A 23545-nucleotide genomic window follows, 5' to 3' on the forward strand; every position below is an offset into this window, starting at 1 on the left:
AATGAAATGTCAGGAACCCAACTCCTCCCTCAAGAGCGCATTACGCTCCCGTTGCTGCCGTTGCGCGACGTCGTCGTTTTCCCGCACATGGTTATCCCCCTGTTCGTGGGGCGGCCCAAGTCGATCAAGGCACTTGAAGTCGCGATGGAAGGCGGCAAGCACATCATGCTCGTCGCCCAGAAGACCGCGGCCAAGGATGAGCCGACCGAAAAGGACATGTATGAAGTAGGGTGTATCGCCAACATCCTACAGATGCTGAAATTGCCCGACGGCACCGTAAAGGTGCTCGTCGAGGGCTTGCAGCGCGCGAAAACGCTGACGATCGAAGAGCAGGAAACGCAGTTTTCCTGCGAAGTCATGCCGCTCGAGCCGGATCACGCCGATAGCGCCGAAACCGAAGCGCTGCGCCGCGCGATCGTGTCGCAGTTCGATCAGTACGTGAAGCTGAACAAGAAAATCCCGCCGGAGATTCTTACGTCGCTCGCGGGCATCGACGAAGCCGGGCGTCTGGCCGATACGATCGCCGCGCACTTGCCGCTCAAGCTCGATCAAAAGCAGCACATTCTCGAGATGTTCCCGGTTGTGGAACGGCTCGAGCACTTGCTCGCTCAGCTCGAAGCAGAAATCGACATTCTTCAGGTCGAAAAGCGCATCCGTGGCCGCGTCAAGCGCCAGATGGAAAAGAGTCAGCGCGAGTACTACCTGAACGAGCAGGTCAAGGCGATCCAGAAGGAGCTGGGCGAAGGCGAAGAGGGTGCCGATCTCGAGGAACTCGAGAAGCGCATCGAAGCTGCTCGCATGCCGAAGGAAGCCAAGAAGAAGGCCGATTCGGAGCTCAAGAAGCTCAAGCTGATGTCGCCGATGTCGGCGGAAGCCACGGTCGTGCGCAACTACATCGACACGCTGATCGCTTTGCCGTGGCGTAAGAAGAGCAAGGTCAACAACGACCTCTCGAACGCGGAACGCGTGCTCGACGAAGATCACTTCGGCCTCGAAAAGGTCAAGGAACGTATTCTCGAGTATCTCGCGGTGCAACAGCGCGTGGACAAGGTGAAGGCGCCGATTCTCTGCCTCGTCGGGCCTCCGGGTGTCGGTAAGACGTCGCTGGGCCAGTCGATCGCACGTGCGACCAACCGTAAGTTCGTGCGTATGGCGCTTGGCGGCGTGCGTGACGAAGCCGAGATCCGCGGTCACCGCCGGACGTATATCGGTTCGATGCCGGGCAAGATCCTGCAAAGCCTGACGAAGGTCGGCGTGCGCAATCCGCTCTTCCTGCTCGACGAAGTCGACAAGATGGGTATGGATTTCCGCGGCGATCCGTCGTCGGCGCTGCTCGAGGTGCTCGATCCCGAACAGAACCATACGTTCGCCGATCACTATGTCGAGGTCGATTTCGATCTGTCGGACGTGATGTTCGTGGCTACGTCGAACTCGCTGAACATTCCGCCGCCGCTGCTCGATCGGATGGAAGTGATCCGCTTGTCGGGCTACACGGAAGACGAGAAGGTCAGCATCGCGCAACGTTATCTGTTGCCGAAGCAGAAGAAGAACAACGGCCTGCGCGACGGCGAAATCGAGGTTACCGAAGCCGCGATCCGCGACATCATTCGCTACTACACGCGTGAGGCGGGCGTACGTTCGCTCGAGCGCGAAGTGTCGAAGATCTGTCGTAAGGTCGTGAAGATGTTGCTGCTCAAGAAGGCCGAAGGCGCCGTGAAGGTGGACGGCAGCAATCTCGACACCTTCCTCGGCGTGCGCAAGTACGATTTCGGTCTGGCCGCGAAGGAAAACCAGATCGGTCAGGTCACGGGTCTCGCTTGGACGGAAGTGGGCGGCGATCTACTGACGATCGAAGCGGCGGTGATGCCGGGCAAGGGCAACGTCATCCGTACGGGTTCGCTCGGCGACGTGATGAAGGAGTCGGTCGAAGCGGCTCGTTCGGTGGTGCGTTCGCGCTCGCGTCGCCTTGGCGTCAAGGACGAAGCGTTCGAGAAGCAGGACATTCACATCCACGTGCCGGAAGGCGCGACGCCCAAGGACGGTCCGTCTGCCGGTATCGCGATGACGACGGCGCTCGTGTCGGTGCTCACGGGTATCCCCGTGCGGGCTGACGTGGCGATGACGGGTGAAATTACCCTGCGTGGCGAAGTGCTGCCGATCGGCGGGTTGAAGGAGAAGTTGCTGGCGGCGCATCGTGGCGGCATTAAGCTCGTGCTGATCCCCGAGGAGAACGTCAAGGACTTGGCCGACATCCCCGATAACGTGAAGAACGCGATCGAGATCGTGCCGGTCCGGTGGATCGACAAGGTGCTCGAGCTTGCCCTCGAACGTACGCCGGAACCGCTGGTTGAGGAAGAGGTGAAGGCTGCGCCGGTTGGCGAGGCAGCGAAGGATGCGGGGGCGACGGACGTCGTGAAGCATTAACGAGACTTAACGGCCGCTTAAGTGCGGCTGGTAAAACCCGCTAGCTATGCATCATGCAACGCTAGCGGGTTTTTTTATTTGTTTTTGCAAAGGCTTTCGTCGCTTATGCATCCGCGCCGCTCATATCGAATGCGACGGCAACGGCATGGCGCACATCCGGCACAACCCCCGTTGACACTCCCGTTTCGGCTACTTTTAATGGAGCGCGCGCAGCATTGATTGCGCTTTCTTGCGGCCGGCTCACGGGCCCATTCAGATGTTGGGAAACAATCATCATCGGGGATTCGGATGAACAAGACGGAACTGATCGACCACATCGCACAACAAGCGGATCTATCGAAGGCAGCGGCGGGCCGGGCGCTCGAGGCCGTGATCGGCGGCGTGAAAGGCACGCTCAAGAAGGGCGGCACCGTAACGCTCGTTGGCTTCGGCACGTTCGCCGTAGGCAAACGCACGGCGCGAACCGGCCGCAATCCGCGCACCGGCGCAGCCATCAAAATCAAGGCCGCGAAGGTTCCGAAATTTAAACCTGGCAAAGCGCTGAAAGATGCGTTAAACTAGCGGGCTCGCTGGTTGTGAATGTTCAAGCGCTCGCAACCCAGGCGAAATCAGCAAGCGAACGGGGTGCTTAGCTCAGTTGGTAGAGCGGCGCCCTTACAAGGCGTAGGTCGGGAGTTCGAGCCTCTCAGCACCCACCACCGTTCGCATTGATTCAGTTAGGTCCTTGGTGATCTAGCGTGGTACCCGGAAACCCGCGTCGGCATTTTAGGCCTCGCGGGTTTTTTGTTTGGGGCGCGGCTTTTTCGTCGGCAGTCTCACGTCGCAGCCCAGCATTGCCCAATCGAAGCACCCACGGCGGCTCCCGAGGAGCGATCGCCGCATGCCGCCATCGCCGCCAGCATCGCAGATGCCCACGCACCCGCGAAACCTTACAGGTTGACGGATGGCGCGCTTATATTTATTGATGAATTCCAATTAAATATAAACGCAGTCATCATGCGGATCGAACAATGTATGTCCCAAGACAAGCGGTATGCATCCGTCTTCGTCGACGGGAAAGACAAAACAGCTCAGATCAGCGACTGGGAGCTTTGGTGGGGTGATAAGCGCGACGAGTTGATGCTGACCTGTCATTTTCCCTCGGGAAAATCGTACTTTCGTCCGCTCAGCGAGTGCAAGATCGTCCCCACCGAGGTGGCGACCGGCAGATACCTCGTCAAGAAGGGAAGTGCCATATTCAGTGCCGTCGAAAAGGCCGTCATTTATGGCGGCAAATATGCCGTCGTCCAATACGCAGGGAATCCGAAAAACTATGTGATGCCTGCCGATGGCATCGCGTTCATGTCGGAGGCGTCGTTCAAGAACGAGGCGCCGTTCGAGTACTTTCTCTCCGTCGCGCAGGCTCGAGCGGACGAGGCAAAAACCGATAAGAATATTGCGGCCAATGTCCTGCGGCAGCTCGAGACGGTGGTTGCTCATGAGGACACGGCGCTGCATGCCTACTGCACGCGTCAAAATCAACCGCGGGTGCAAGCGGATGATTTCCTCATCTATCCATTCGGCGTAAACGAGAGCCAGTTGAAGGCCGTCGAGCGCGCTTTCTCTTCCCAGATCAGCTTGATCGAAGGTCCGCCGGGCACGGGGAAGACGCAAACGATATTGAACATCCTTGCCAATATAGTCGTGCGCGGGCAGAGCGTCGCGATCGTGTCGAACAACAATGCCGCGGTCGAGAATGTCTACGAAAAACTCGAAAAGGTTGGCCTCGAATATCTCGTCGCTAAGCTAGGCAACGCCGAGAACCGAGCCGATTTCTTCGCCGACCTGGCCGCGATGCCGTCGGAGCCGCCCGAGCCCGCGCCCAGCACGAGCAGCATCCAGTCTGTACTGACCAAGCTCAAACGGCTTTTACAAGCCCAAAACGAGGCGGCGCGCTTACAAGCCTCGATCGATGAACTGATGGTAGAGCAGCGGTACTTGCAGCAATGGCAGCTAGAGAACATGGAAGCGGGACCGGTCTCGCTGGAGAAATACAAGCTCTCCCCGCGGAAAAGCGCCGATTTGATGGCCTATCTAACGTACCTCGCCGAGAAGCGCATCAGCCTGAAGGACAGGATCGATCTGCTGCTCAACTTCCGAATTTTTCGCGCGAAGCCGTTCGGCGAACCTGAGCAGCGACGGTCCGCAATTTATGCGTTGCAACTGGAATTCTACGAAAAGGCGCTGCGGGAGAAGCGATCGGCATTGACGGCGCAACAAGCGGTTTTGGAAAGCGGCAACTTCGAGGCCTTGCTATACGAGCTACGTCGGGGATCGATGGCGTATCTCAAGCACTACCTCCATCGACATATCTCCGGCGAGGAAGTATTCGATTCGCTAACCTACCGGAGAAACTTCGACGCGTTCCTCAAGCGCTACCCGATTGTCGGCAGCAGCACGCATTCCATCGTCAACTCTATCGCCGGCGGGGCGATCCTAGACTACGTGGTGATCGATGAAGCCTCGCAGCAAGATATCGTGCCCGGCATATTGGCGTTGGGCTGTGCGCGGAACCTGATCGTCGTCGGCGATAGAAAGCAGCTTCCGCATATTCCGGCCAAGCTCTGCATTGCGCCGCCCGACCCATTTTACGACTGTGACAAGTACAGCTTGCTCGATTCGTGCGTCGGCCTATTCAACGATGCGATGCCGATCACGCTGCTGAAAGAACACTATCGGTGCCACCCGAAAATCATTCAGTTCTGCAATCAACAGTTTTACGACAATCAGCTTATCCCGATGACCCGTGACGCCGGCGAGCCCGCCTTGAAGCTCATCGTCACCGCGAAGGGAAATCACACGCGAGGCAACACGAACCGGCGCGAGTTGGATTCGTTGCTCGACAGGTTGGACAAGGTGGACGAGGCGGACTGGGACGGCGAGAACAGTAGGGGATTCATCGCGCCGTACAACGCGCAAGTCGCGCTCTCGCGCACGCAATTGCCCGGTGATTTCGTCAATAACACCGTGCATAAATTTCAGGGCAGGGAGTGCGATGAAATCGTATTTTCCACGGTGCTCGATAAGAAGCGTGCAAGCCAGGCCCGCTTGGGGTTCGTCGACGATCCTCACCTAGTCAATGTAGCGGTATCGAGAGCGAAGAACGCGTTCACCCTCGTGACGGGCGATAATGTTTTCGCGCACAACAACGGACACATCGCCGCCTTGGTGCGCTACATCGAATACTACGCTCACGAGCAGCAGATCCTGCGCGCCCCGGTCATCTCCGCCTTCGACCTGCTCTATAAGGAATACGATCGATCGCTGGAGCGGCTCAATGCCCGGCTGCGACCGAGCGATTCGAAATTCAAGTCGGAGCAAATCGCGGCGCAGTTATTGCGCGATGCGCTTTCCGTGAAGGCTCATCAGTCGATGATGTATCACGCGCAAGTGCCGTTGATTCAATTGGTCTCGTCGGCCAACGTGGCATTGACGCCGCGCGAGCGCTCCTTCATGAAAAACCGCGCGAGCTGCGATTTCGTCGTCTATTTCAAGGTGGGGAAGATGCCGTTGGGGGTGATCGAAGTGGACGGCGGCATGCATGACACGGTGGAGCAGACCGAGCGCGATGCGCTAAAAAACAGCATCCTCGAAAAGGGCGGCATTGCTTTGCTTCGCTTGCGAACCGTCGAGAGCCATATCGAAGAAAAGATCGCGGCGTTCTTGAGCCGATGGGCAAACGGGACCTCTACCACTTGAATCTTCCGTGAGCAGTCGACGACGCGAGCGGCGAAATCCGTTCGCGCCGGAATCGCGGCGCTTACGCCGCCTGCGCCCCCACGCTTGCTTTAGTACGAGCCGCCGTCTGCATCAGCGGCTCTCGCGCGAATACTTCGGCGACCCAATCCGCGAACACACGCACCTTGCGCGGCAAGTGTCGATTGCGCGCATACATGATCGAAATCGGCCGCGGCGGCGAGCAGTAGTCTTTCAAGATTTCGACGAGCTCACCGCTCTCCAGATGCGGCGCGATCGGATAGATCGCGCTCTTGAGCAGCCCGAGCCCATGTAGGCCGCAAGAGATATAAGCGTCGACGTCGTTTACGGCAATCAGCCCGTGCATGTCGACTGTCTCGACGACGCCGCCCACGACATAATCCCAGCCGCGCACGCGACCCGTGTTGCTCGAAACGTAGTTCACCCCAATGTGGGTGTGAAGATCGGCAATCGTTTTGGGCTCGCCATATTTCTCGAGGTATTTAGGCGATGCGCATGTGATGCGCCGCATATTGCCGATGCGCCGCGCCACCAGCCCCGAATCCTCGAGCTCCCCTGTCCGTATCACACAGTCCACACCTTCCTCGACGATGTCGACTTGCCGGTCGCTCAAGCCCATTTCGATTTCGATATCCGGATAGCGTTCGAAGAAATCGGGCAGGGCGGGGATGATGATCATCTTTGCGATCAGCGCGGGCAGATTCACTTTCAGCCTTCCCTTGGGGTTCAGCTTCGCGTGCGTGAGTTCGGCCTCCATTTCATCCACTTCGGCCAACACGCGGATGCTGCGCTGATAGTAGGCCTCGCCGTCGTCCGTGACGCTAATGCTGCGCGTCGTGCGATTGAGCAAACGGGCGCCTAAATGCGCTTCGAGCGCTTGCACCGTGCGCGAGACCTGCGGCGCTGCCAATTGCAGCGATTCGGCCGCCTTGACGAAGCTGCGCGACTCGACAACGCGCGTGAACACCTTCATTGCAAAGAAGCGGTCCATGACCTGACTCCCTCCGTATCGTTCTTTTATCGCCGCCCAATGGCTCGTGATCGGACAGCCGCGCGGTGCTGCGCCGAGCATGCCAGCCACGCCCGCCGATTGTTATCCCAGCGGCACCAATGAATTCCGGAAAAGCGGCTTTATCCGGGAAGACCCTAAGCCTACACTGCATTCACCTGCTGCACACGACTGTGTTCGCAGCTCCTTATAACAGTAGTCGGAGGTCGTCATCATGAATACGCTCATCAAGCAACTCGTCGTTGCCGTCGCGCTCGTCGCCCCTGTCGCATCGTCGTTCGCTCAGTCGAATCAACCGCTCACGCGCGAACAAGTGCGTGCCGACTTGGTGCGCCTAGAGCACGCCGGTTACAACCCGCGCGACTGGCTGCACTACCCGGAAAACGTTCAAGCCGCGGAACAACGCGTCAGCGCCGAACAAGGCGCGGCCAATACGAGCGGCTACGGGCCGAGCGTCGAAGGCACGTCGCAAGCGGGCCACAGCGTAAGCAGCGGTGCGGCTAGCTCGTACTCGCCGCCGATTTATCAGCACAACTAAGCACTCGAGCTTGCACAAGTTAAGCAACTGGGCGATGCGCTTTTGAGGCATCGCCCAGTTGGCGTAGCGCCGGAAACGGCGTATTCGTCCTTTCGTCCTTTCGTCCTTTCGACCTGCGACGCAATGCAAGTAGCCCGGCCCCTGTCAGGGCCGGGCAAGCGTAGCTCAATGTCTCCGAGCCGCTGGGTTTCCCGGTGGTGTTTGCCCAGGCCATCTCGGCCTGGGCTTTTTTCTTCGTACGCGCTTTAGACGAGCGTCAGCGTCACGTCGATGTTATTGCGCGTGGCGTTCGAATACGGGCAGACCATGTGCGCTTTTTCGATCAGCGCTTGTGCGCTCTCGCGGTCCATGCCGGGCAACGAAATCTTCAATTCCACTTCGATGCCGAAGCCGTTGGGAATCGCGCCGATGCCGACGCTGCCTTCGATCGATACGTCTTGCGGCAGGGCGATCTTGTCGCGTGCCGCCACGAATTTCATCGCGCCGATGAAGCAGGCGCTATAGCCCGCCGCGAACAATTGCTCGGGGTTTGCGCCGTCGCCGCCGGCACCGCCCAACTCGCGCGGCGTCGTCAAGCGCAGGTCGAGACTGCTGTCGGCCACCACAGCACGGCCGTCACGGCCACCCGTTGCACGAGCGTGAGCACGGTAGAGAACTTTTTCGATCGACATGATGCAACTCCTATCGGTAATTGAATGTTGAGGGTTCAGTCGCCCAGCCGATTCAAGCCAGGCCATTCATACAACACTGCCGGTTGCTGCGAACTGCTCGACCACTACTGCGTCGATATTATATCTATCTACTAGGAGATAGATAATCGAGCCAACAGAAAGGGCGCCAAAACACGCCCCGACTTCTAGTGATGCCGCTTTACCTCTACTTCGACGACTTGAACGTCGCTTCGACTTCCTCCAGCCGGCTCTTAGTGCGGAACAGTCGGCTAGCTAACCCGGCGCCCTGGAGTGCCGCGAAGAAAGCGCGTGCCGCTTGTTCGGGCTCGGCTTGCGTTGTCAGGGTGCCGTCGTGCGCGCCCTCGGCAAAAACTTTCGCCAGCCAAGCCTCATTGGCCTTGAAAAACGCTTGCACCGCGAGACGAACGGGCTCCGGCAACGTTTCGATATCGGCGGCAAGCATGCCGCATAGGCAAATCTGGTCGCCGTCACCAAGCGTTCGGCCGAACATCTTCGCGAACTTCGCGAGTTTGCCCTCGGCCGAAAGCCCGGCATCGATCGTTTGCACCGCGTCCTGCACTTCTCGCGTATAGGCCTGAACGGCTTCGAGCACCAGGTCGTCTTTCGACGGGAAATAGTAGTGAATGCTCGACGTCTTCACGCCGACGAGGTCCGACAAGTCGCGATAACTAAACCCGTTGTAACCCCGCAACATCATTAGGGTGACGGCGTGATCGAGGATTTGCTCGCGGACTGTCTTCGTCGTTTCCATGTGGCGTACTTTATCTACTAGTAGGTAGATAGTCAAGCGCTTTGTGCGTCGAGTCGAAGTTAGGCCTCGGATTCGGTCTCGGGCGCGTGGTGCCGGCGCTTGTCCTCGTACATGGCCACGTCGGCCTCGCGCAACATGTCTTCGAGTCGTTCGCCGCGGTCGCACGTCGACCAACCCATCGAAAAGCTCAAAGTCGGCCCCGAATAGAATTGATTGTTCAGCTCGACGATCTGACGAATCCCGTCGGCCACAACCTCCGTTTCGCGCTCGTTGGCGCCGGGGAGCAACACAGCGAACTCGTCGCCGCCGATGCGCGCGGCTTGATACGGTTTGTGGATCGCCTTGGCGAGCACCTCGCCGGCACGGCGCAGCAAGGCATCGCCGGCGGCGTGGCCGAGTTGGTCGTTGACCGTCTTCAGATGATTCAAATCGACGATGATCGCGCTCACGGGGAAGGGCCCCTTACGTTCGAGCCGGTTCAATTCGTCGACATAAAACGAACGGTTCTTCAGCTTGGTCAGTACGTCGTGCTTGCCGAGATACTCGAGGTAGGCCTCGGCCTTTTTCCGCGCGGTGATATCGGTGAGCGCGAGCAGCACGAGATCCCAGTCGCGCTCGTGGCCCGGAAAGACCGAGAATTGCAGGTGCAAATGCACTTCGCTGCCGTCGAGCGAGTAATTCAAAACCTCGCGTTGCTGAAAGAGGCGGCCCTCCCAGAGATCGATCAACTGCTCGCGGAAGTGCGGGCGCATGTCGTCGCGAAAGACTTCAGGCAGGCGGCCCAAGAGCGAGGCCTTGTCGTCCGCCTTGAACAAGTCGACCGTGTAGCGGTTGACGTCGAGCACGACGATTTCCTCCATGCAGCGCTCGACGAATTCCGGGTGAACATCGGTGAACGTGCGAAAGTCGCTGATGCCTTGCTCGCGTACTTCGTCGAGGAGCGTCTTGATGCGGCGGAAATCCTCGATCCACAACGACACGGGGGCATGCTCGAACAGCCCTTGCGCGTACTGATGACTTGCAAGCGCCCGCCGGCGTGCGTCTTCGAGGTCGGTGATGTCGTCGATGGCGACGAGCACGCGATCCCAGGTCGTTTCGTGCCCCGGCATGATGACGCCCTTGAGCATGATGTCGAGGCGCCGGCCGTCGAGCCGGTAGTTGACGCTCTTGCTCTCGAACGTCAGGCTGCCCGACCACATTTGTTCGAGCTCTTCGATATGCGCTTCGAGCATGTCGTCGCGCAGCACGTCCGCTAGGCGCGACGAGAGTTCGTCGAAGTCGCGCGCGCCGTACAGCGCTAGCGTCCGGCGGTTGACTTTGAGCACCCGGATGCAGGCGGAACATTGTGCGACGCGCTGGGTGTCGGCTTCGAGGAACGCGCGGATATCGGTGACGCCCTCGTCGCGCCAGGCGTCGAACAGGGCGCGCAAGAGGCTGTAATCCTCGAGCCATAACGACGTGGGTGTGAGATCGAATAAGTCGAGCGGGGCAACCCTCGATGCGTCGAGGGCCGGTCCTTCGTTCAATGTGGCTGATTTCATAGGGCGCTTTTCGGCGATGAGCATCGGGCGATGCGGTGATGCCGCATGGAAGTTCTCATCTCGGTTAACGGCGGCTCGGCATCCAAACTAAAGGCGGGAACGAAGCGGCAAATTGCCCCATTCGCAGGCCGGCGTTAGTGTGCCTCATGCATGCACAAGTTGGCTGCGGCCGCTTCCAGCATCGTCGTCACCTGGTCGAGCGAAGGCGCGACGTATTCGTCGATGCGCCGCATATACGGCGTCGTCAGCGACGCGATCGCATGGCCCGCCGGACCCAGGATCGGGAACGTCACGTCGGTCACCCCGAACGTCTGCGCGCTGTCTTTGCGCAAATGGCCGTGGTCGCGGATCGACGCCAACGTCGAGTGGAGCGCGTTCTCGTCGAGCGCGATTTCACCCTTGACCTTCGTGTGTTCGGCCAGCATGCGCGCTCGCTCGCCCTCGCTTTGGAACGCCAGCATGACTTGCCCTGAAGCCGTATCGATCAACCCCACGTGCGAGCCGAGCCGAATCGACAGTCCCCAGGTACCGGGCCCGTCGACTTGGGCGATGACGAGCAAGTTGCCGCGGTCGTAGACCGTTAAGTGGCACGACTGCTCGGCCTCGTCGGCGAACGACTGCATGACGGGCAGCGCTGCCGAGATAAAGCGATTCATCGGCGGGTGACGATGCGCCAGCGCGAACAGCTTCAAACTGAGCGAGTAGCGATCGCCGCCCGCGGAGCGCACGACGTATTGCCTCGCGACCAGGCGCTCGAGCATCCGGTAGATCTCGCTCGCGTTGCGGCCGAGCGCTTTCATGATTTCGGCGCGCGTTAGGCCGTCTTTTTGTTCGGACAACAACTCCAGGATGTCGAGTCCTTTATCGAGCGCCGGGGCACGGTAACGGTCCGCTTCGTCGAGCGCTGCGTCGACGGTGCTGTCGGCCGAGGGAGTGGATTTCGCGGATTTCACAGAGCGCAGCCTCGGAACATAGGGGTACTTAAGGGAAAACACGGGCAAGCGTCGGTCTTGACGTTCGACCGTCCGTATATGAATAATAAGTTCATCCATGAATCAATGCATCGGCGACGATCGCCGCCGGCGCACGGCACGGACCGACGCATCTTCGTCGCCTCCGATGCCCAAAGCAGCAGCATAACGAAGCCGCCGTAGAGCGGACCATAAGATCGGGCCAGATCGGCCCGCCCCCGTTGCGTCTTGCCGACGCAATATCGCGAAGCATGGAGCTCAAGGCAGCGTGAAAGCGCGCATTTGAGCCAGGAGACGACTATGACACCGAGCATGGAACCGGTTAGCGCCGGGCGTTGGGTAGTTCGTGCAGTTCGTTTCGCATCGAAGCGCTTGAGTGCGCCGATGCGTAGGGGCGGATCCGCTTCGCCCGCCAAGGGACGGGCGCGGCGCGCGGCCTCGATACTGGCCGTGGCGCTCGTCGCGGGCAGCGCGACGGGGGTGGCAAACGCGGCAAGCGACGCCATCGGCGCGAATCTGCCGTTGCTGACTTCGCCCTTCTGGCAGGCCTACAACAACTACCTGCCGCAATACGCCAAGCAGCTCGGGCTCGACATGCTCGCCCCCGTCAACTCCAACGGCGACCCGGCTCAGCAGATCACCGACATCAACAATTTGCTGAACCAAGGCGTGAAGGGCATCGTGACCGGACCGCTCGATTCGGCCGCCATCAGCCGCGCGCTGGCTGCGGCGTCGGCCAAGCAGGTGCCCGTCGTGGCGGTCGACGTGGCGCCCACGCAGGGCAAGGTGGCGATGGTCGTGCGCGCCGATAACCGCGCCTACGGCGAAAAAGCGTGCATGTACATCGGCGATCACGTCAGCGCGGGCAAGGTCGTGCAGATCATGGGCGATCTGGCTTCGGTCAATGGCCGCGACCGGTCGGAAGCGTTCCGGTCGTGCATCAAGAGCCACTATCCGAAGCTGCAAGTGCTCGAAATTCCGGCGGCGTGGAAGGGCGATGTCGCCGCTTCCGCGCTCGATAGCTTGCTGACGGCGAACCCCGACGTCAAAGGCATCTATATGCAGGCGGGCGGCGTCTATCTGTCTCCGACGCTGCAAACGCTGCGTCGCAAAAACATGCTGTTTCCCGTGGGCGACGCGAAACATATCGTCATCGTCAGTAACGACGGCATTCCGCAAGAGTTCGATGCGATCCGCAAGGGCGAGATCGATGCGACGGTCTCGCAGCCGGCCGATAGCTACGCCAAGTATGGCCTCTGGTACATGAAGGAAACGCTCGCCGGCAAAACGTTCAAGCCTGGCCCGACCGATCACGGCAGCACGATCGTTCAACTGGCGCCCGGCATCTTAGAAGACCAATTGCCGGCTCCGCTCGTCACGAAAGCGAACGTGGACGATAAGAGCTTGTGGGGCAATACGCTCAAGTGACCGGGGCGTATCCCCGGTGCGAACGCGACAGCCATCGACCCACCGTTTGAAGCGAGCCGATATGGGAGCCGTTCCTCTTTTTAGCGAAGCATCCGAGCCTTCGACGCCGCCGGTCGTCGAGGCGCTCGGCGCCACCAAGCGTTTCGGTTCGACCACGGCGCTCGCCGGCGTCGATCTGCGTGTTATGCCGGGCGAGTCGCATGCGCTCGTGGGCCGCAACGGAGCGGGCAAGTCGACGCTCGTTTCGCTGCTGACGGGCCTGCGCAAGCCCTGCCAAGGCGAAATCCGTTTCGGCGGCGAGAGTGCACCGCCTATCGCCGATCGCGATGCTTGGCGCGAGCGCGTGGCCTGCGTCTATCAGCATTCCACCGTCATCGCGGAACTGAGCGTCGCGGAGAATCTGTTCGTCAATCGGCAACCGGTGCGGCGGGGCATGATCGACTGGCGGGCGATGCGTCGCGAAGCGCGCGCACTGCTCGATCATTGGCATATCGATGTGCGCGAGGATGCGCGCTGCGGCGATCTGGGCGTCGAGGCGAGGCAACTCGTCGAGATTGCACGCGCCTTGTCGCACGGCGCACGCTTCATCATTCTCGACGAGCCCACCGCGCAACTCGACGGCGACGAGATCAAGCGGCTCTTCCGTCGCATCGAGGAGTTGCAGCGCGAAGGCGTGACTTTCTTGTTCATCTCGCATCACTTGCAAGAGGTCTACGAGATTTGCCAAGCGGTTACGGTGTTGCGCGATGCGCGCCGGATTTTGACTGCGCGCGTGGAGCAATTGCCGAGGGAAGCGTTGATCGAAGCCATGACGGGCGAGGCCGGTGGCGTCGCGTGCGCCGATGCCTCGCGCCGGGCCCCGCTGACCGGCGCCGCCGTTGCGCTCGAGGTCGACGCGCTCGGCGGTGCCGATTTCGAGGCGGTCTCGTTCGGCGTACGGCGCGGCGAAGTCGTCGGCCTCGCCGGCGCAACGAGCAGCGGACGCACGAGCGTCGCCGAAGCGATAGCGGGGCTACGCCGGCCCCAAGCCGGCGCCGTTCGCGTTCATCCGGCCGACGGCGCGGCCAGCGTGACGCTGCCCTATGGCGACGTGCCGGCCGCGCTCGATGCGGGAATCGGGTGCGTGCCGAAGGATCGTCATCGCGAGGGCCTCGTGCTCTCGCAGTCGATCGCCGAAAACGCCACGATGACGCTCACGCGCAAACTGGCTCGGTTCGGGTTCGTGCGCCCCTCGGTCAAGGCCCGGCTCGCCGGCGACGCGATCGATACGCTCGGCATCGTCGCTTCAGGGCCGCTCGTCCCGGTGTCCGGTTTATCGGGCGGCAACCAGCAAAAGGTCGTCATGGCGCGCGCATTGGCGACCAATCCACGCGTGCTCGTGCTCATCGATCCCACCGCAGGCGTCGACGTCAAGTCGAAAGAGGCGTTGCTCGCGATGGCCGAACGCGCGCGCGAGGAGGGCCGCGCCGTTGTCGTCGCGAGCGGCGAAATCGACGACTTGCGCGGCTGCGATCGCGTACTCGTCATGTTCCGCGGACGCATCGCCCGCGAGTTCACGGCCGGATGGGCCGATCAAGAAATGATCGCATCGATCGAAGGAGTCGATCTCAATGAAGCCTAGTTTCTCGAGCCCGGGGCCGCAGGCACGCGCGGCCGGATTTGCCGTCGCAAGCAGGGATCGCACGATCCGCGCTCGCATCGATCTCGCGCGTTGGCGCGATCTGGCGCTATTGCCCGCGCTGGCCGTATTGATCGCGGTCGGCGCCTGGGTCAGCCCGAGTTTTCTGACGCGCGCAAACCTCGTCAGCGTACTCGGCGCATCGGCGGCGCTCGCGCTGGTCGTACTCGCCGAGTCGTTGATCGTCATCGTCGGCAAGTTCGATCTATCGCTCGAATCCACGGTGGGCTTCGCGCCCGCGCTCGGCGCCATGCTCGTGATGCCGGCGAGTTCGGCGGGCTTCGGCTGGCAGTGGCCGCCGCTCGCGGGGCTTGCGGTCATCGTCGCCGTGGGCGCGCTCATCGGCTGGGTCAACGGGCTGCTCGTCGTACGGCTGCGCTTGAATGCATTCATCGTCACGCTGGCGATGCTGATCGTCTTGCGCGGCATGCTCGTCGGTGCAACCAAGGGCGGCACGCTGTTCGATATGCCGCCGTCGTTTTTCGCGCTCGCCACCGTGACCTTGTTCGGTTTGCCGCTTTCGGTGTGGCTCGCGGCCGCTGCTTTCGCGTTCGCCGCGTTCATGCTGCGGTATCACCGGCTCGGCCGCGCGCTCTATGCGATCGGCGGCAATGCGCAGGCGGCGCGAGCGGCGGGTATTCGCGTCGAGCGCGTGATCTGGGGCGTGTTCGTGCTCGGCAGTGCGCTTGCGTCGATCGGCGGGCTCATCGTGACCGGTTATGTCGGAGCCATCAACGCCAATCAAGGCAACGGGATGATCTTCACCGTGTTCGCCGCGGCCGTGATCGGGGGTATTTCGCTCGACGGCGGCAAGGGGACGATGTTCGGCGCGCTTACCGGCGTGCTGCTGCTAGGCGTCGTACAGAACCTGTTGACGCTGGCTCAGGTGCCTTCGTTTTGGATTCAGGCGATTTACGGCGCGATCATCCTCGGCTCGCTGATGATCGCTCGCGTAGCCGGCAGCCAGGAGTGACGAACGATGACGCTCGATTCACGTCTACTTTTGCTGTCGCCCGAGGACAACTGCCTTATTGCCGCGACGACGCTCGCCGCGGGTACGGCGCTCGAGATCGAAGGCGATACGGTCGTGCTCGCCGAGACGATCGCGCTAGGGCACAAGCTCGCCCGCCGCGCCTTGCCTGCCGATGAGAAGGTCGTGCGCTACGGCGCGCCGATCGGTCATGTGACGCGCGCTATCGCCAAGGGCGAGCACCTGCATACGCACAACCTGGAAAGCGACTATCTCCCGACGTACACGCTCGATGCGGGCCATGCCTACGTCGAGCGCGACAAGTCGTAACCGCTTCTTGACCTATTCGCCGAGACGTTCATGAACGAAATTCACACCGACGGCGCACCGCTTCTCGGATATGCGCGCAGCGATGGCCGCAAGGGCATCCGCAATGTCGTTGCCGTGGCTTATCTCGTCGAGTGCGCGCATCACGTCGCGAGCGCCATCGTCTCGCAGTTCGCGCCGCGTTTGGCCGATTTCGATGGCGGCGAGACCGGCTCGTCTGACGACGATTTCGAGCCACGCAACGCACACGAGGCGCCGCCCGAGGTTCACTTGATCGGCTTCCCCGGCTGCTATCCGAACGCCTACGCCCAAAAGATGCTTGCCCGGATCGCGACGCATCCGAACGTCGGCGCGGTGCTGTTCGTGTCGCTCGGCTGCGAAAGCATGAATAAGCATCGTTTGGCCGAGATCGTCAAAGACAGCGGGCGGCCGGTCGAGGTGCTGACGATTCAAGAGCGCGGCGGCACGCGCAGTACGATCGCTCGCGGCGTAGAGTGGGTGCGGCAAGCGCGGGCGACGCTGGCCCAGATGCGCCCGGTGCCGATGCGCCTCGACGAACTCGTCGTCGGCACCGTCTGCGGCGGTTCGGATAGCACGAGCGGCATTACGGCGAATCCTGCCGTCGGACGGGCCTTCGACGCCATGATCGAGCGCGGGACCGCTTGCGTCTTTGAGGAAACGGGCGAACTCGTGGGCTGCGAGCACCACATGAAGGCGCGCGCGGCGCGCCCGGAGCTAGGCGAGGCGATCGTCGCGTGCGTCGAAAAAGCCGCGCGCTATTACACGATCATGGGGCACGGCAGCTTCGCCGTCGGCAATGCCGATGGCGGGCTCACGACGCAAGAGGAGAAATCGCTGGGCGCCTACGCGAAAAGCGGTGCGTCGCCGATCGTCGGTATCGTCAAGCCGGGCGACATACCGCCGACCGGCGGCCTTTATCTGCTCGACGTCGTGCCCGACGGCGAACCGCGTTTCGGTTTCCCGAACATTAGCGACAACGCGGAAATAGGCGAATTGATCGCTTGCGGCTGTCACCTGATTCTATTTACGACCGGGCGCGGCTCCGTGGTCGGTTCGGCCGTGTCGCCGGTCGTCAAGATTTGCGCGAACCCCGCGACGTATCGCAACTTATCGGGCGATATGGATGTCGATGCGGGGCGCATTTTGGAAGGACGGGCATCGCTCGACGAAGTCGGACGGGAGATTTTCGATCTCACGCTGGCGTTGGGCCGCGGCGAACGGTCGAAGTCGGAAATGCTCGGGCATCAGGAATTCATTTTGACTTACAAGGCGTTCGATCCGATCGGTCCCGGCTGCCTGCCGATCGTGCCGGCAACGAACGTGCGGGTGAGCGCATGAATACCAGCGCGCTAGCGCAAGTGGGGCAGCGGCGGCGCATCGGACGCACTTCGCTCGAGGTCACGGCGCTCGGGCTTGGCTGCGCGGGGCTTGGGGGCTTGTATCGCGATGTGTCCGAAGCGCAGGCCCGCGCGACGATCGATGCCGCCTGGGATGCCGGCGTGCGGCTATTCGATACGGCGCCGTATTACGGCTACACGAAGAGCGAGCATTATGTCGGCGCGGCGTTGCGCGAACGCGAGCGCAACGCCTACATCCTGTCGACGAAAGCCGGCCGGCTCATGCGGCCGGACCGCGGCGATGGTGCGCGCGCGCCGCGCGACGGCTGGGCGCATCCGCTGCCGTTCGAACCCGTCTACGACTACTCGTACGACGGCATCATGCGTTCGTTCGACGACAGCTTGCAGCGGCTGGGCGTGGCCCGCATCGACATCTTGCTCGTGCACGATATCGGCACGTTCACGCATGGCGAGCGCAATGCGCACTATTGGCGGCAACTGAGCGAGGGCGGGTTCAAGGCGCTCGATGCGCTGCGGGGGGCGGGAGCAGTTCGCGCCGTAGGACTCGGCGTCAACGAAGAGGCCGCCGTTCTCGACGCGATGCGCGAGTTCGAGATCGACTGCGCGCTATTGGCGGGCCGCTATACGCTGCTCGAACAAGGCACGCTAAACGGACTGCTGCCCGAATGCGAACGCCGCGGCGTATCGATCCTCCTGGGCGGCGCGTTCAACTCCGGCATCCTCGCACGCGGCGTCAGGCATCTGCGCGAGGCACCCGGCGCCGGATCGAGCGCGCTCAAGTTCGATTACGGCGAGGCGCCGAGCGCGATCGTGGAACGCGTCGAGCGGATCGAGGCTGTGTGCGACGCGCACGGCGTGGCGCTGCCGAGCGCCGCCTTGCGCTTTCCGTACGCACACGATGCGGTCGCGAGCGTGCTGACAGGCGCCAGTAGCGCGGGTGAGTTCGAACAAAATGCGGCCGCCTTCTCGGCGCCGATTCCCACCGGTTTTTGGCAAGCGTTGCGCGAGCAGGGGTTGCTAGATGCCCGCGCGCCTACGCCCGGCGCATAACCGACACGCGCACCGACTCGCCGAAACGTGCTATCCGAAACCGACCGAAGCCGACCCATGATGGACACGATCGACGCACATCAGCACTTCTGGCAACTCGCACGCGGGGACTACGGTTGGCTGACGCCGGCGCTGGCGCCGCTCTATCGCGATTTTTCGCCGGAGGATTTGCGGCCGCTCGCGCGGGCCGCGGGTATGGGCCGAAGCATCGTCGTGCAGGCGGCCCCGACGCTCGCCGAGACGCGCTATCTGCTCGACTTGGCGCGCGACGATCCGTCGATCGCGGGTGTGGTCGGCTGGGTGCCGCTCGATGGCGCCGATGCGCACGCAGCGATCGCCGAGTTCGCGCGCGACGCGAAGTTCAAGGGCGTTCGGCCGATGTTGCAGGACCTGCCCGAGGACGACTGGATCGTTCGTCCTGAGTTGGACGGCGCGATCGATGCGCTGGTGGAACGGGCGCTCGTCTTCGACGCCCTCGTGACGACGCGTCATTTGCCGTATCTAACGGCTTTCGCACGGCGGCATCCGCGTTTGCGAATCGTGCTCGATCACGGCGCGAAGCCGCCGATCGTCGACGGCGCCGCCGGTTGGCTGCCGTGGGCCGAGCGCGTCGCCGAACTCGCGGCGCTGCCCAATGTCTTCTGCAAAATGTCCGGGCTCGTGACCGAGGCTGCCGCCGCGTGCACCGATTCGATGCTCGAGCCTTACCTTGCGCACCTCATCGAGCGTTTCGGCGCTGCTCGGACGATGTGGGGCAGCGATTGGCCCGTCGTCGACATGAACGGCGGTTATCTCGCCTGGCACGCCTGCGCCATGCGTTTTGCCGAGCGGCTGCGAGCCGACGAACGCGCCGCGCTGTTCGGCGGCACCGCACGCGCTTGCTACGGTATTTGAACGTCTTTTTTACACGGAGCCTCGTACGCAATGACCGCTATCGCCACGAACTTCCCCGAGCCGGGCGCGCGCCTGGCCGGTAAAACGGCGCTTGTCACCGCAGCCGCGCAGGGCATCGGCCGTGCCTGTGCCGAGCGCCTAGCTAAAGAGGGCGCGCGCGTCGTCGCCACCGACGTGCGCCCCGAGTTGCTCGACGGCGCGCCGTTCGAATGCCGTCCGCTCGACGTGCGAGACGGTGCCGCGATCGCGGCGCTGGCCGAGGCGATCGGCACCGTCGACGTCCTCGTCAATTGTGCGGGTTTCGTGCATGCGGGCAGCGTGCTCGAATGCGAGGAGGCCGATTGGGATTTTTCGTTCGATCTGAACGTAAAGTCGATGTATCGGACAATACGGGCGTTTCTACCCGCGATGCTCGAGCGGGGCGCCGGCTCGATCGTGAATCTGGCCTCGGCCGCATCGAGCGTCAAAGGGGTGCCCAACCGTTTCGTCTACGGCACGACCAAGGCGGCCGTGATCGGGTTGACGAAATCGGTGGCGGCCGATTTCGTGACGCGCGGCATCCGCTGCAACGCGATTTGCCCCGGGACCGTTGCCTCTCCGTCGCTGACGGCGCGCATCGCCGAGCAGGCGCTGGCGCAGGGCAAGTCGGTGGCGGAAATCGAGGCCGCGTTCGTCGCGCGTCAGCCGATGGGACGCATCGGCCGGCCCGAGGAAATCGCCGCGCTGGCTGCTTACCTGGCGTCGGACGAGGCCGCCTTTACGACGGGACAGATTCATCTCGTCGACGGCGGTTGGTCGAATTGATCGATTGGGTGCCGCGTAGGCGCGGTGCTTGGGTTAGCTATCTTTGGAACTAAGCGACAGATGAAACTTCTTCGATATGGCCCCAAGGGCCAGGAAAAGCCGGGGCTTCTCGACGCCGACGGCGTGATGCGCGACCTCTCGGCGGTCGTCGACGACATTGCAGGCGACGTGCTCGGCGAGTCCGGCCTAGCCCGGCTGCGCGGTCTCGATCCGTCGGCGCTGCCGCGTGTTCCCGACGGCGTGCGGCTGGGCGCTTGTGTCGGGCGCGTCGGCAAAATGGTCTGCATCGGCTTGAACTACGCCGACCATGCGGCCGAATCGAACCTGCCGGTGCCGACCGAACCGGTCGTCTTCAACAAATGGACGAGCGCGATCGTCGGCCCGAACGACGACGTCGAGATCCCGCGCGGGTCGACCAAGACGGACTGGGAGGTCGAACTCGGCGTTGTGATCGGCAAGGCTTGCAAGAACGTCGAGGCGGCCAATGCACTCGATTATGTCGCCGGCTATTGCGTCGTCAACGACGTCTCCGAGCGCGAATGGCAGATCGAGCGAGGCGGGCAATGGGACAAGGGGAAGGGCTTCGACACGTTCGGCCCCATCGGTCCGTGGCTTGTCACGCGCGACGAGGTGCCCGACCCGCAGCAACTCGACTTATGGCTCGAAGTGGACGGCCATCGCTATCAGAACGGCAACACGCGGACGATGATCTTCGGCGTCGCGCAGGTCGTCGCTTACTTGAGCCGCTGCATGAGCTTGCAACCGGGCGACGTCATCTCGACGGGCACGCCGCCCGGCGTCGGGCTCGGCATCAAACCCTCGCCGATCTACCTGAAGGCCGGGCAGACGATGCGCCTCGGTATCGCCGGGCTCGGCGAGCAATTGCAACGGACCGTGGCGGCCGAGTAACGCTTGGGCTCTACGCCGGCTGCGTCACAGCCCTTCTTCGTCGGCGAATAGGCTGTGCTCCGGCAGTGCCAGCTCTTCGTCGACGCATTGAACGTGCCAATGGCCGCGCGCCTTGGCGCTGCACAAGCGCGCGCTGCCGGCTTCGCCCTCGAACGGGCCGCCCTGGCTTTCCAGCTCTAGACCATCCAGTTCGCACAGCGGCGTGCCGTCATGGGGGTTACAGAGCAGCGTCGCGTCCGGGCGGGCGTGGACGACGCCCCATGTCGGTAGGTCGAGCCCGAAATGACTCTCGCGAGACCAGCGCTGCGCGTCGCGATCGATCCAGACGATCGCGTAGGCACAGGGATTGGTTTCCTCGAACGTGCTGAGATGGATCGTGATGCGCATCGTCGTATCCTCGTTTGCGCCGTAGGTAAGTTCGGTTGAATCGATAAGGGGCGCCGCCTTACTGGCTCAGCACCCACTGCACCAGCGTATGCGCGTCCTCGGCCGAGAGCGGTCCGCCGCGTTCGGCCGGCAACGGCATCGACATATCGCCCCAGTGCGCTTTGCCGCCGTGCCTAAGTTTCGCTTCGAGCATCGCACTCGCATGCGGCTGGTCGCGGTAGCGATCGGCGATCTGGCGGAACGACGGCGCGAGAAACGGTTTATCGACCGTATGGCAGAACATGCAATGCTGATGGTCGATGAGCGCGGTGGGCTCGGGCGGCTGCGCGAGCGCGCTCGTCGCCGCGGCGGCGCAAGCGGCCAAGCTCGCCACTGCCCTACGTATATGCGCGTTCATCGCTTGAACTCCTGCGTTCGTGGCCGTTCGTCGACCTTGAAAACAGTCTAGGGGCGTGGCAGGCGGACAGGGTTGACCCAGGTCAAGCGTCGCCGGCCGCCGCATCGACTATGCTTGACTCGACGGCGGCTCCGTACTGGGCCGCATTCTTCGAGGTGGCAGACATGCAGATCAGCTTTCCGCAAGAGCCGGCCGAATACTGCGGCCGGGATCTCGTGCTCGCGTTTCCCGCGATCGTCGACGATGAACGCGTGCAATGCGCGATCACCGCAGAGGCGCTCGAGGATCACTTCGGCGCCGCGTCGCTGCGAGAGCAGGACCTTGTGAGCGCGTTCGAGGGGCATCGCCGCGAAATCGAGCGCGCGGCGCGCGAGCTTTTAGCCGAGATCGGCAAAAAGCCCGTCCTATTGCATAGCGGTTTTTTCCGTTTCTACAACGCATAACGGATAAGCGCGGGGCGCCCGCTAGGGGCGCTCCGGCTGCGTTGCGGCGCGAGGGCAGGCGCGCTTGCGCCTTGCAAGGCTAGGAGACGACATCGGACAACGGGCGCCGCGGCGCGTGAGCGATACGCGGGCCGCGCCCGAGGCGCAGCAGCAGTTGCGGCGCGCCGTCGATGCTCAAAGTCACCCGCAGCCGTTCGCGCATCGACTCGACTTCGATCGGCTGATTCAGATACGACGCGGTGAGACCCTCCGTGACGCCGGTGAGCAGCAACCGCTCCAACGCCTGTCCGGCGGCGAGCCACGATTGGGCATCGTCGGCGCTGGTTGCAATGCATGCGATTAACGGCGACCCGGTCGCCAGCGCCTGATGCGCGGCCGCCACGCCCCCGCCGATGTCGAACGTGCGGATCGCGAGCGAGACGAGCGGCGAGGCGAAATCGAGCAATGCGCTCAAGCCTTCCGCATAAGCGGGCATTCCGTCGTCGTGACGGCTCGAATGGATCCAGCCGGCTAGCTCGCGGCGAAAGCGCGGGTCGTCGAATTGCCGTCGATCGGCCTCGGCGATCCATTCCGCGAGCCGCACGCGCGCCTCGTGGGCATGGACGCAGGCCAGCTCGGCGCCCTCGGCCTGGACCGCTTGCGTCAGTCGCGCGCCGACTTCCGGCGCGATGGGAGCTTCTGAGAACGGGAGCCGCGTTGTGACCCGCGCCGTGATCGCATCGAATAAATCGGCGAGCCCCGTGTCGACATGTCCGCCCGGTACGAGCCGCAGGCTTGCCAACATGTCCGGGTCGGCCGGCGACGGAAACAGCGTGATGGCATAGGCGAGCCCGAAGCGGCTCAAGGCGACGCGAAGATTGAGCAGCGCGGCGCCGCAACTGATGACGAGCTCCCGGTCGTACGGATCGGCCACGGGCAGTGCGCGAAGGCGATCGGCGTTCAACGTGACCGTATCGCCGTCGACGATGAAGCGCCACGGCTGGGTGTTATGGCTCGACGGTGCGAGTACCGCGTATCGCAGCGCGAACCGCAGCTTCTCGGCCGGGGTGGCATCGGCCGCCAGTGCGCTCGCATCGACGGACCAAGCGTCTTGAATGTGTGTATCCATCGCAAAGCCTCCTAGAGGAATGCATGTGGTGAGTACTGGCCTCATGGCCGTCGTCGTTGCCGCGACGTTGGCGGCGCACCGCACCCGTC

22 protein-coding genes and 1 tRNA gene are annotated in these 23545 nt (G+C 62.5%); 15 read left to right on the forward strand and 8 right to left on the reverse strand.

The window, feature by feature from the left end:
• The first annotated feature begins 6 nt into the window (after positions 1–6).
• The 4 genes from lon to AB1286_RS01430 all read left to right on the forward strand — a co-directional run bounded on the left by lon (position 7) and on the right by AB1286_RS01430 (position 6162).
• Complete coding sequence (gene lon / locus AB1286_RS01415) at positions 7–2424, forward strand: endopeptidase La (RefSeq protein WP_430361583.1); 2418 nt, start codon at positions 7–9, stop codon at positions 2422–2424.
• Between the two features lie 288 nt (positions 2425–2712).
• Complete coding sequence (locus tag AB1286_RS01420; protein WP_102649170.1) at positions 2713–2985, forward strand: HU family DNA-binding protein; 273 nt, start codon at positions 2713–2715, stop codon at positions 2983–2985.
• Positions 2986–3046: 61 nt separating this feature from the next.
• Positions 3047–3122, forward strand: a tRNA-Val gene (locus AB1286_RS01425).
• 316 nt (positions 3123–3438) lie between these two features.
• Complete coding sequence (locus AB1286_RS01430; RefSeq protein ID WP_430361584.1) at positions 3439–6162, forward strand: AAA domain-containing protein; 2724 nt, start codon at positions 3439–3441, stop codon at positions 6160–6162.
• Between the two features lie 61 nt (positions 6163–6223).
• Here AB1286_RS01430 and AB1286_RS01435 read toward each other — a convergent pair whose 3' ends face one another.
• A complete protein-coding gene (locus tag AB1286_RS01435) occupies positions 6224–7171 on the reverse strand; it encodes a LysR family transcriptional regulator (protein ID WP_430361585.1) in 948 nt (315 codons plus the stop codon).
• Between the two features lie 232 nt (positions 7172–7403).
• Here AB1286_RS01435 and AB1286_RS01440 point away from each other — a divergent pair, with 232 nt between their 5' ends.
• A complete protein-coding gene (locus AB1286_RS01440) occupies positions 7404–7727 on the forward strand; it encodes a DUF4148 domain-containing protein (RefSeq protein ID WP_430361586.1) in 324 nt (107 codons plus the stop codon).
• 245 nt (positions 7728–7972) lie between these two features.
• Here the strand turns inward: AB1286_RS01440 and AB1286_RS01445 are convergent, their stop codons facing one another.
• The 4 genes from AB1286_RS01445 to AB1286_RS01460 all read right to left on the reverse strand — a co-directional run bounded on the left by AB1286_RS01445 (position 7973) and on the right by AB1286_RS01460 (position 11664).
• Positions 7973–8398 (reverse strand): organic hydroperoxide resistance protein, encoded by a 426-nt coding sequence (locus AB1286_RS01445; RefSeq protein ID WP_430361587.1) that lies wholly within the window; start codon positions 8396–8398, stop codon positions 7973–7975.
• A 205-nt stretch (positions 8399–8603) separates the two neighbouring features.
• Entirely contained in the window at positions 8604–9170 is a 567-nt protein-coding gene (locus AB1286_RS01450) for a TetR/AcrR family transcriptional regulator (protein ID WP_430361588.1), read from the reverse strand.
• Positions 9171–9229: 59 nt separating this feature from the next.
• On the reverse strand, positions 9230–10711 hold the full coding sequence (locus AB1286_RS01455; protein WP_430361589.1) for a diguanylate cyclase domain-containing protein: 1482 nt from the start codon (positions 10709–10711) through the stop codon (positions 9230–9232).
• Positions 10712–10845: 134 nt separating this feature from the next.
• Positions 10846–11664, reverse strand: coding sequence for an IclR family transcriptional regulator (locus tag AB1286_RS01460; RefSeq protein WP_430361590.1), 819 nt, complete (start codon positions 11662–11664; stop codon positions 10846–10848).
• Between the two features lie 402 nt (positions 11665–12066).
• On the opposite strand from AB1286_RS01460, the gene AB1286_RS01465 reads away from it, so the two are divergent.
• The 9 genes from AB1286_RS01465 to AB1286_RS01505 all read left to right on the forward strand — a co-directional run bounded on the left by AB1286_RS01465 (position 12067) and on the right by AB1286_RS01505 (position 21121).
• On the forward strand, positions 12067–13110 hold the full coding sequence (locus tag AB1286_RS01465; RefSeq protein WP_430364953.1) for a sugar ABC transporter substrate-binding protein: 1044 nt from the start codon (positions 12067–12069) through the stop codon (positions 13108–13110).
• Between the two features lie 61 nt (positions 13111–13171).
• Positions 13172–14731: a sugar ABC transporter ATP-binding protein gene (locus AB1286_RS01470; protein WP_430361591.1), complete on the forward strand. Its 1560-nt coding sequence runs from the start codon at positions 13172–13174 to the stop codon at positions 14729–14731.
• Complete coding sequence (locus tag AB1286_RS01475; RefSeq protein WP_430361592.1) at positions 14721–15761, forward strand: ABC transporter permease; 1041 nt, start codon at positions 14721–14723, stop codon at positions 15759–15761. Before AB1286_RS01470 ends, AB1286_RS01475 begins: the two co-directional genes overlap by 11 nt.
• Positions 15762–15767: 6 nt before the next feature.
• The gene (locus AB1286_RS01480) at positions 15768–16088 is read left to right on the forward strand and encodes a UxaA family hydrolase (RefSeq protein ID WP_430361593.1); all 321 of its coding nucleotides are present in this window, start codon (positions 15768–15770) and stop codon (positions 16086–16088) included.
• A 30-nt stretch (positions 16089–16118) separates the two neighbouring features.
• Complete coding sequence (locus AB1286_RS01485; RefSeq protein ID WP_430361594.1) at positions 16119–17444, forward strand: UxaA family hydrolase; 1326 nt, start codon at positions 16119–16121, stop codon at positions 17442–17444.
• A complete protein-coding gene (locus AB1286_RS01490) occupies positions 17441–18514 on the forward strand; it encodes an aldo/keto reductase (RefSeq protein WP_430361595.1) in 1074 nt (357 codons plus the stop codon). Before AB1286_RS01485 ends, AB1286_RS01490 begins: the two co-directional genes overlap by 4 nt.
• A gap of 57 nt (positions 18515–18571) precedes the next feature.
• Positions 18572–19408 (forward strand): amidohydrolase family protein, encoded by an 837-nt coding sequence (locus AB1286_RS01495; RefSeq protein WP_430361596.1) that lies wholly within the window; start codon positions 18572–18574, stop codon positions 19406–19408.
• Between the two features lie 30 nt (positions 19409–19438).
• On the forward strand, positions 19439–20212 hold the full coding sequence (locus AB1286_RS01500) for an SDR family oxidoreductase (RefSeq protein WP_430361597.1): 774 nt from the start codon (positions 19439–19441) through the stop codon (positions 20210–20212).
• 60 nt (positions 20213–20272) lie between these two features.
• Complete coding sequence (locus tag AB1286_RS01505) at positions 20273–21121, forward strand: ureidoglycolate lyase (RefSeq protein ID WP_430361598.1); 849 nt, start codon at positions 20273–20275, stop codon at positions 21119–21121.
• A 24-nt stretch (positions 21122–21145) separates the two neighbouring features.
• On the opposite strand, the gene AB1286_RS01510 is transcribed toward AB1286_RS01505, so the two are convergent.
• Both AB1286_RS01510 and AB1286_RS01515 read right to left on the reverse strand, forming a co-directional pair.
• Positions 21146–21508 (reverse strand): DUF3564 family protein, encoded by a 363-nt coding sequence (locus AB1286_RS01510; RefSeq protein ID WP_430361599.1) that lies wholly within the window; start codon positions 21506–21508, stop codon positions 21146–21148.
• A gap of 58 nt (positions 21509–21566) precedes the next feature.
• On the reverse strand, positions 21567–21905 hold the full coding sequence (locus tag AB1286_RS01515; RefSeq protein ID WP_430361600.1) for a c-type cytochrome: 339 nt from the start codon (positions 21903–21905) through the stop codon (positions 21567–21569).
• A 164-nt stretch (positions 21906–22069) separates the two neighbouring features.
• Here AB1286_RS01515 and AB1286_RS01520 point away from each other — a divergent pair, with 164 nt between their 5' ends.
• Positions 22070–22348 (forward strand): DUF1488 domain-containing protein, encoded by a 279-nt coding sequence (locus AB1286_RS01520; protein ID WP_430364954.1) that lies wholly within the window; start codon positions 22070–22072, stop codon positions 22346–22348.
• 79 nt (positions 22349–22427) lie between these two features.
• On the opposite strand, the gene AB1286_RS01525 is transcribed toward AB1286_RS01520, so the two are convergent.
• Positions 22428–23456 (reverse strand): Acg family FMN-binding oxidoreductase, encoded by a 1029-nt coding sequence (locus tag AB1286_RS01525; RefSeq protein ID WP_430361601.1) that lies wholly within the window; start codon positions 23454–23456, stop codon positions 22428–22430.
• Positions 23457–23545 lie beyond the last annotated feature (89 nt).

The sequence above is a fragment of the Trinickia sp. NRRL B-1857 genome (genome assembly GCF_050470685.1).
In the GTDB taxonomy this organism is placed as follows: domain Bacteria; phylum Pseudomonadota; class Gammaproteobacteria; order Burkholderiales; family Burkholderiaceae; genus Trinickia.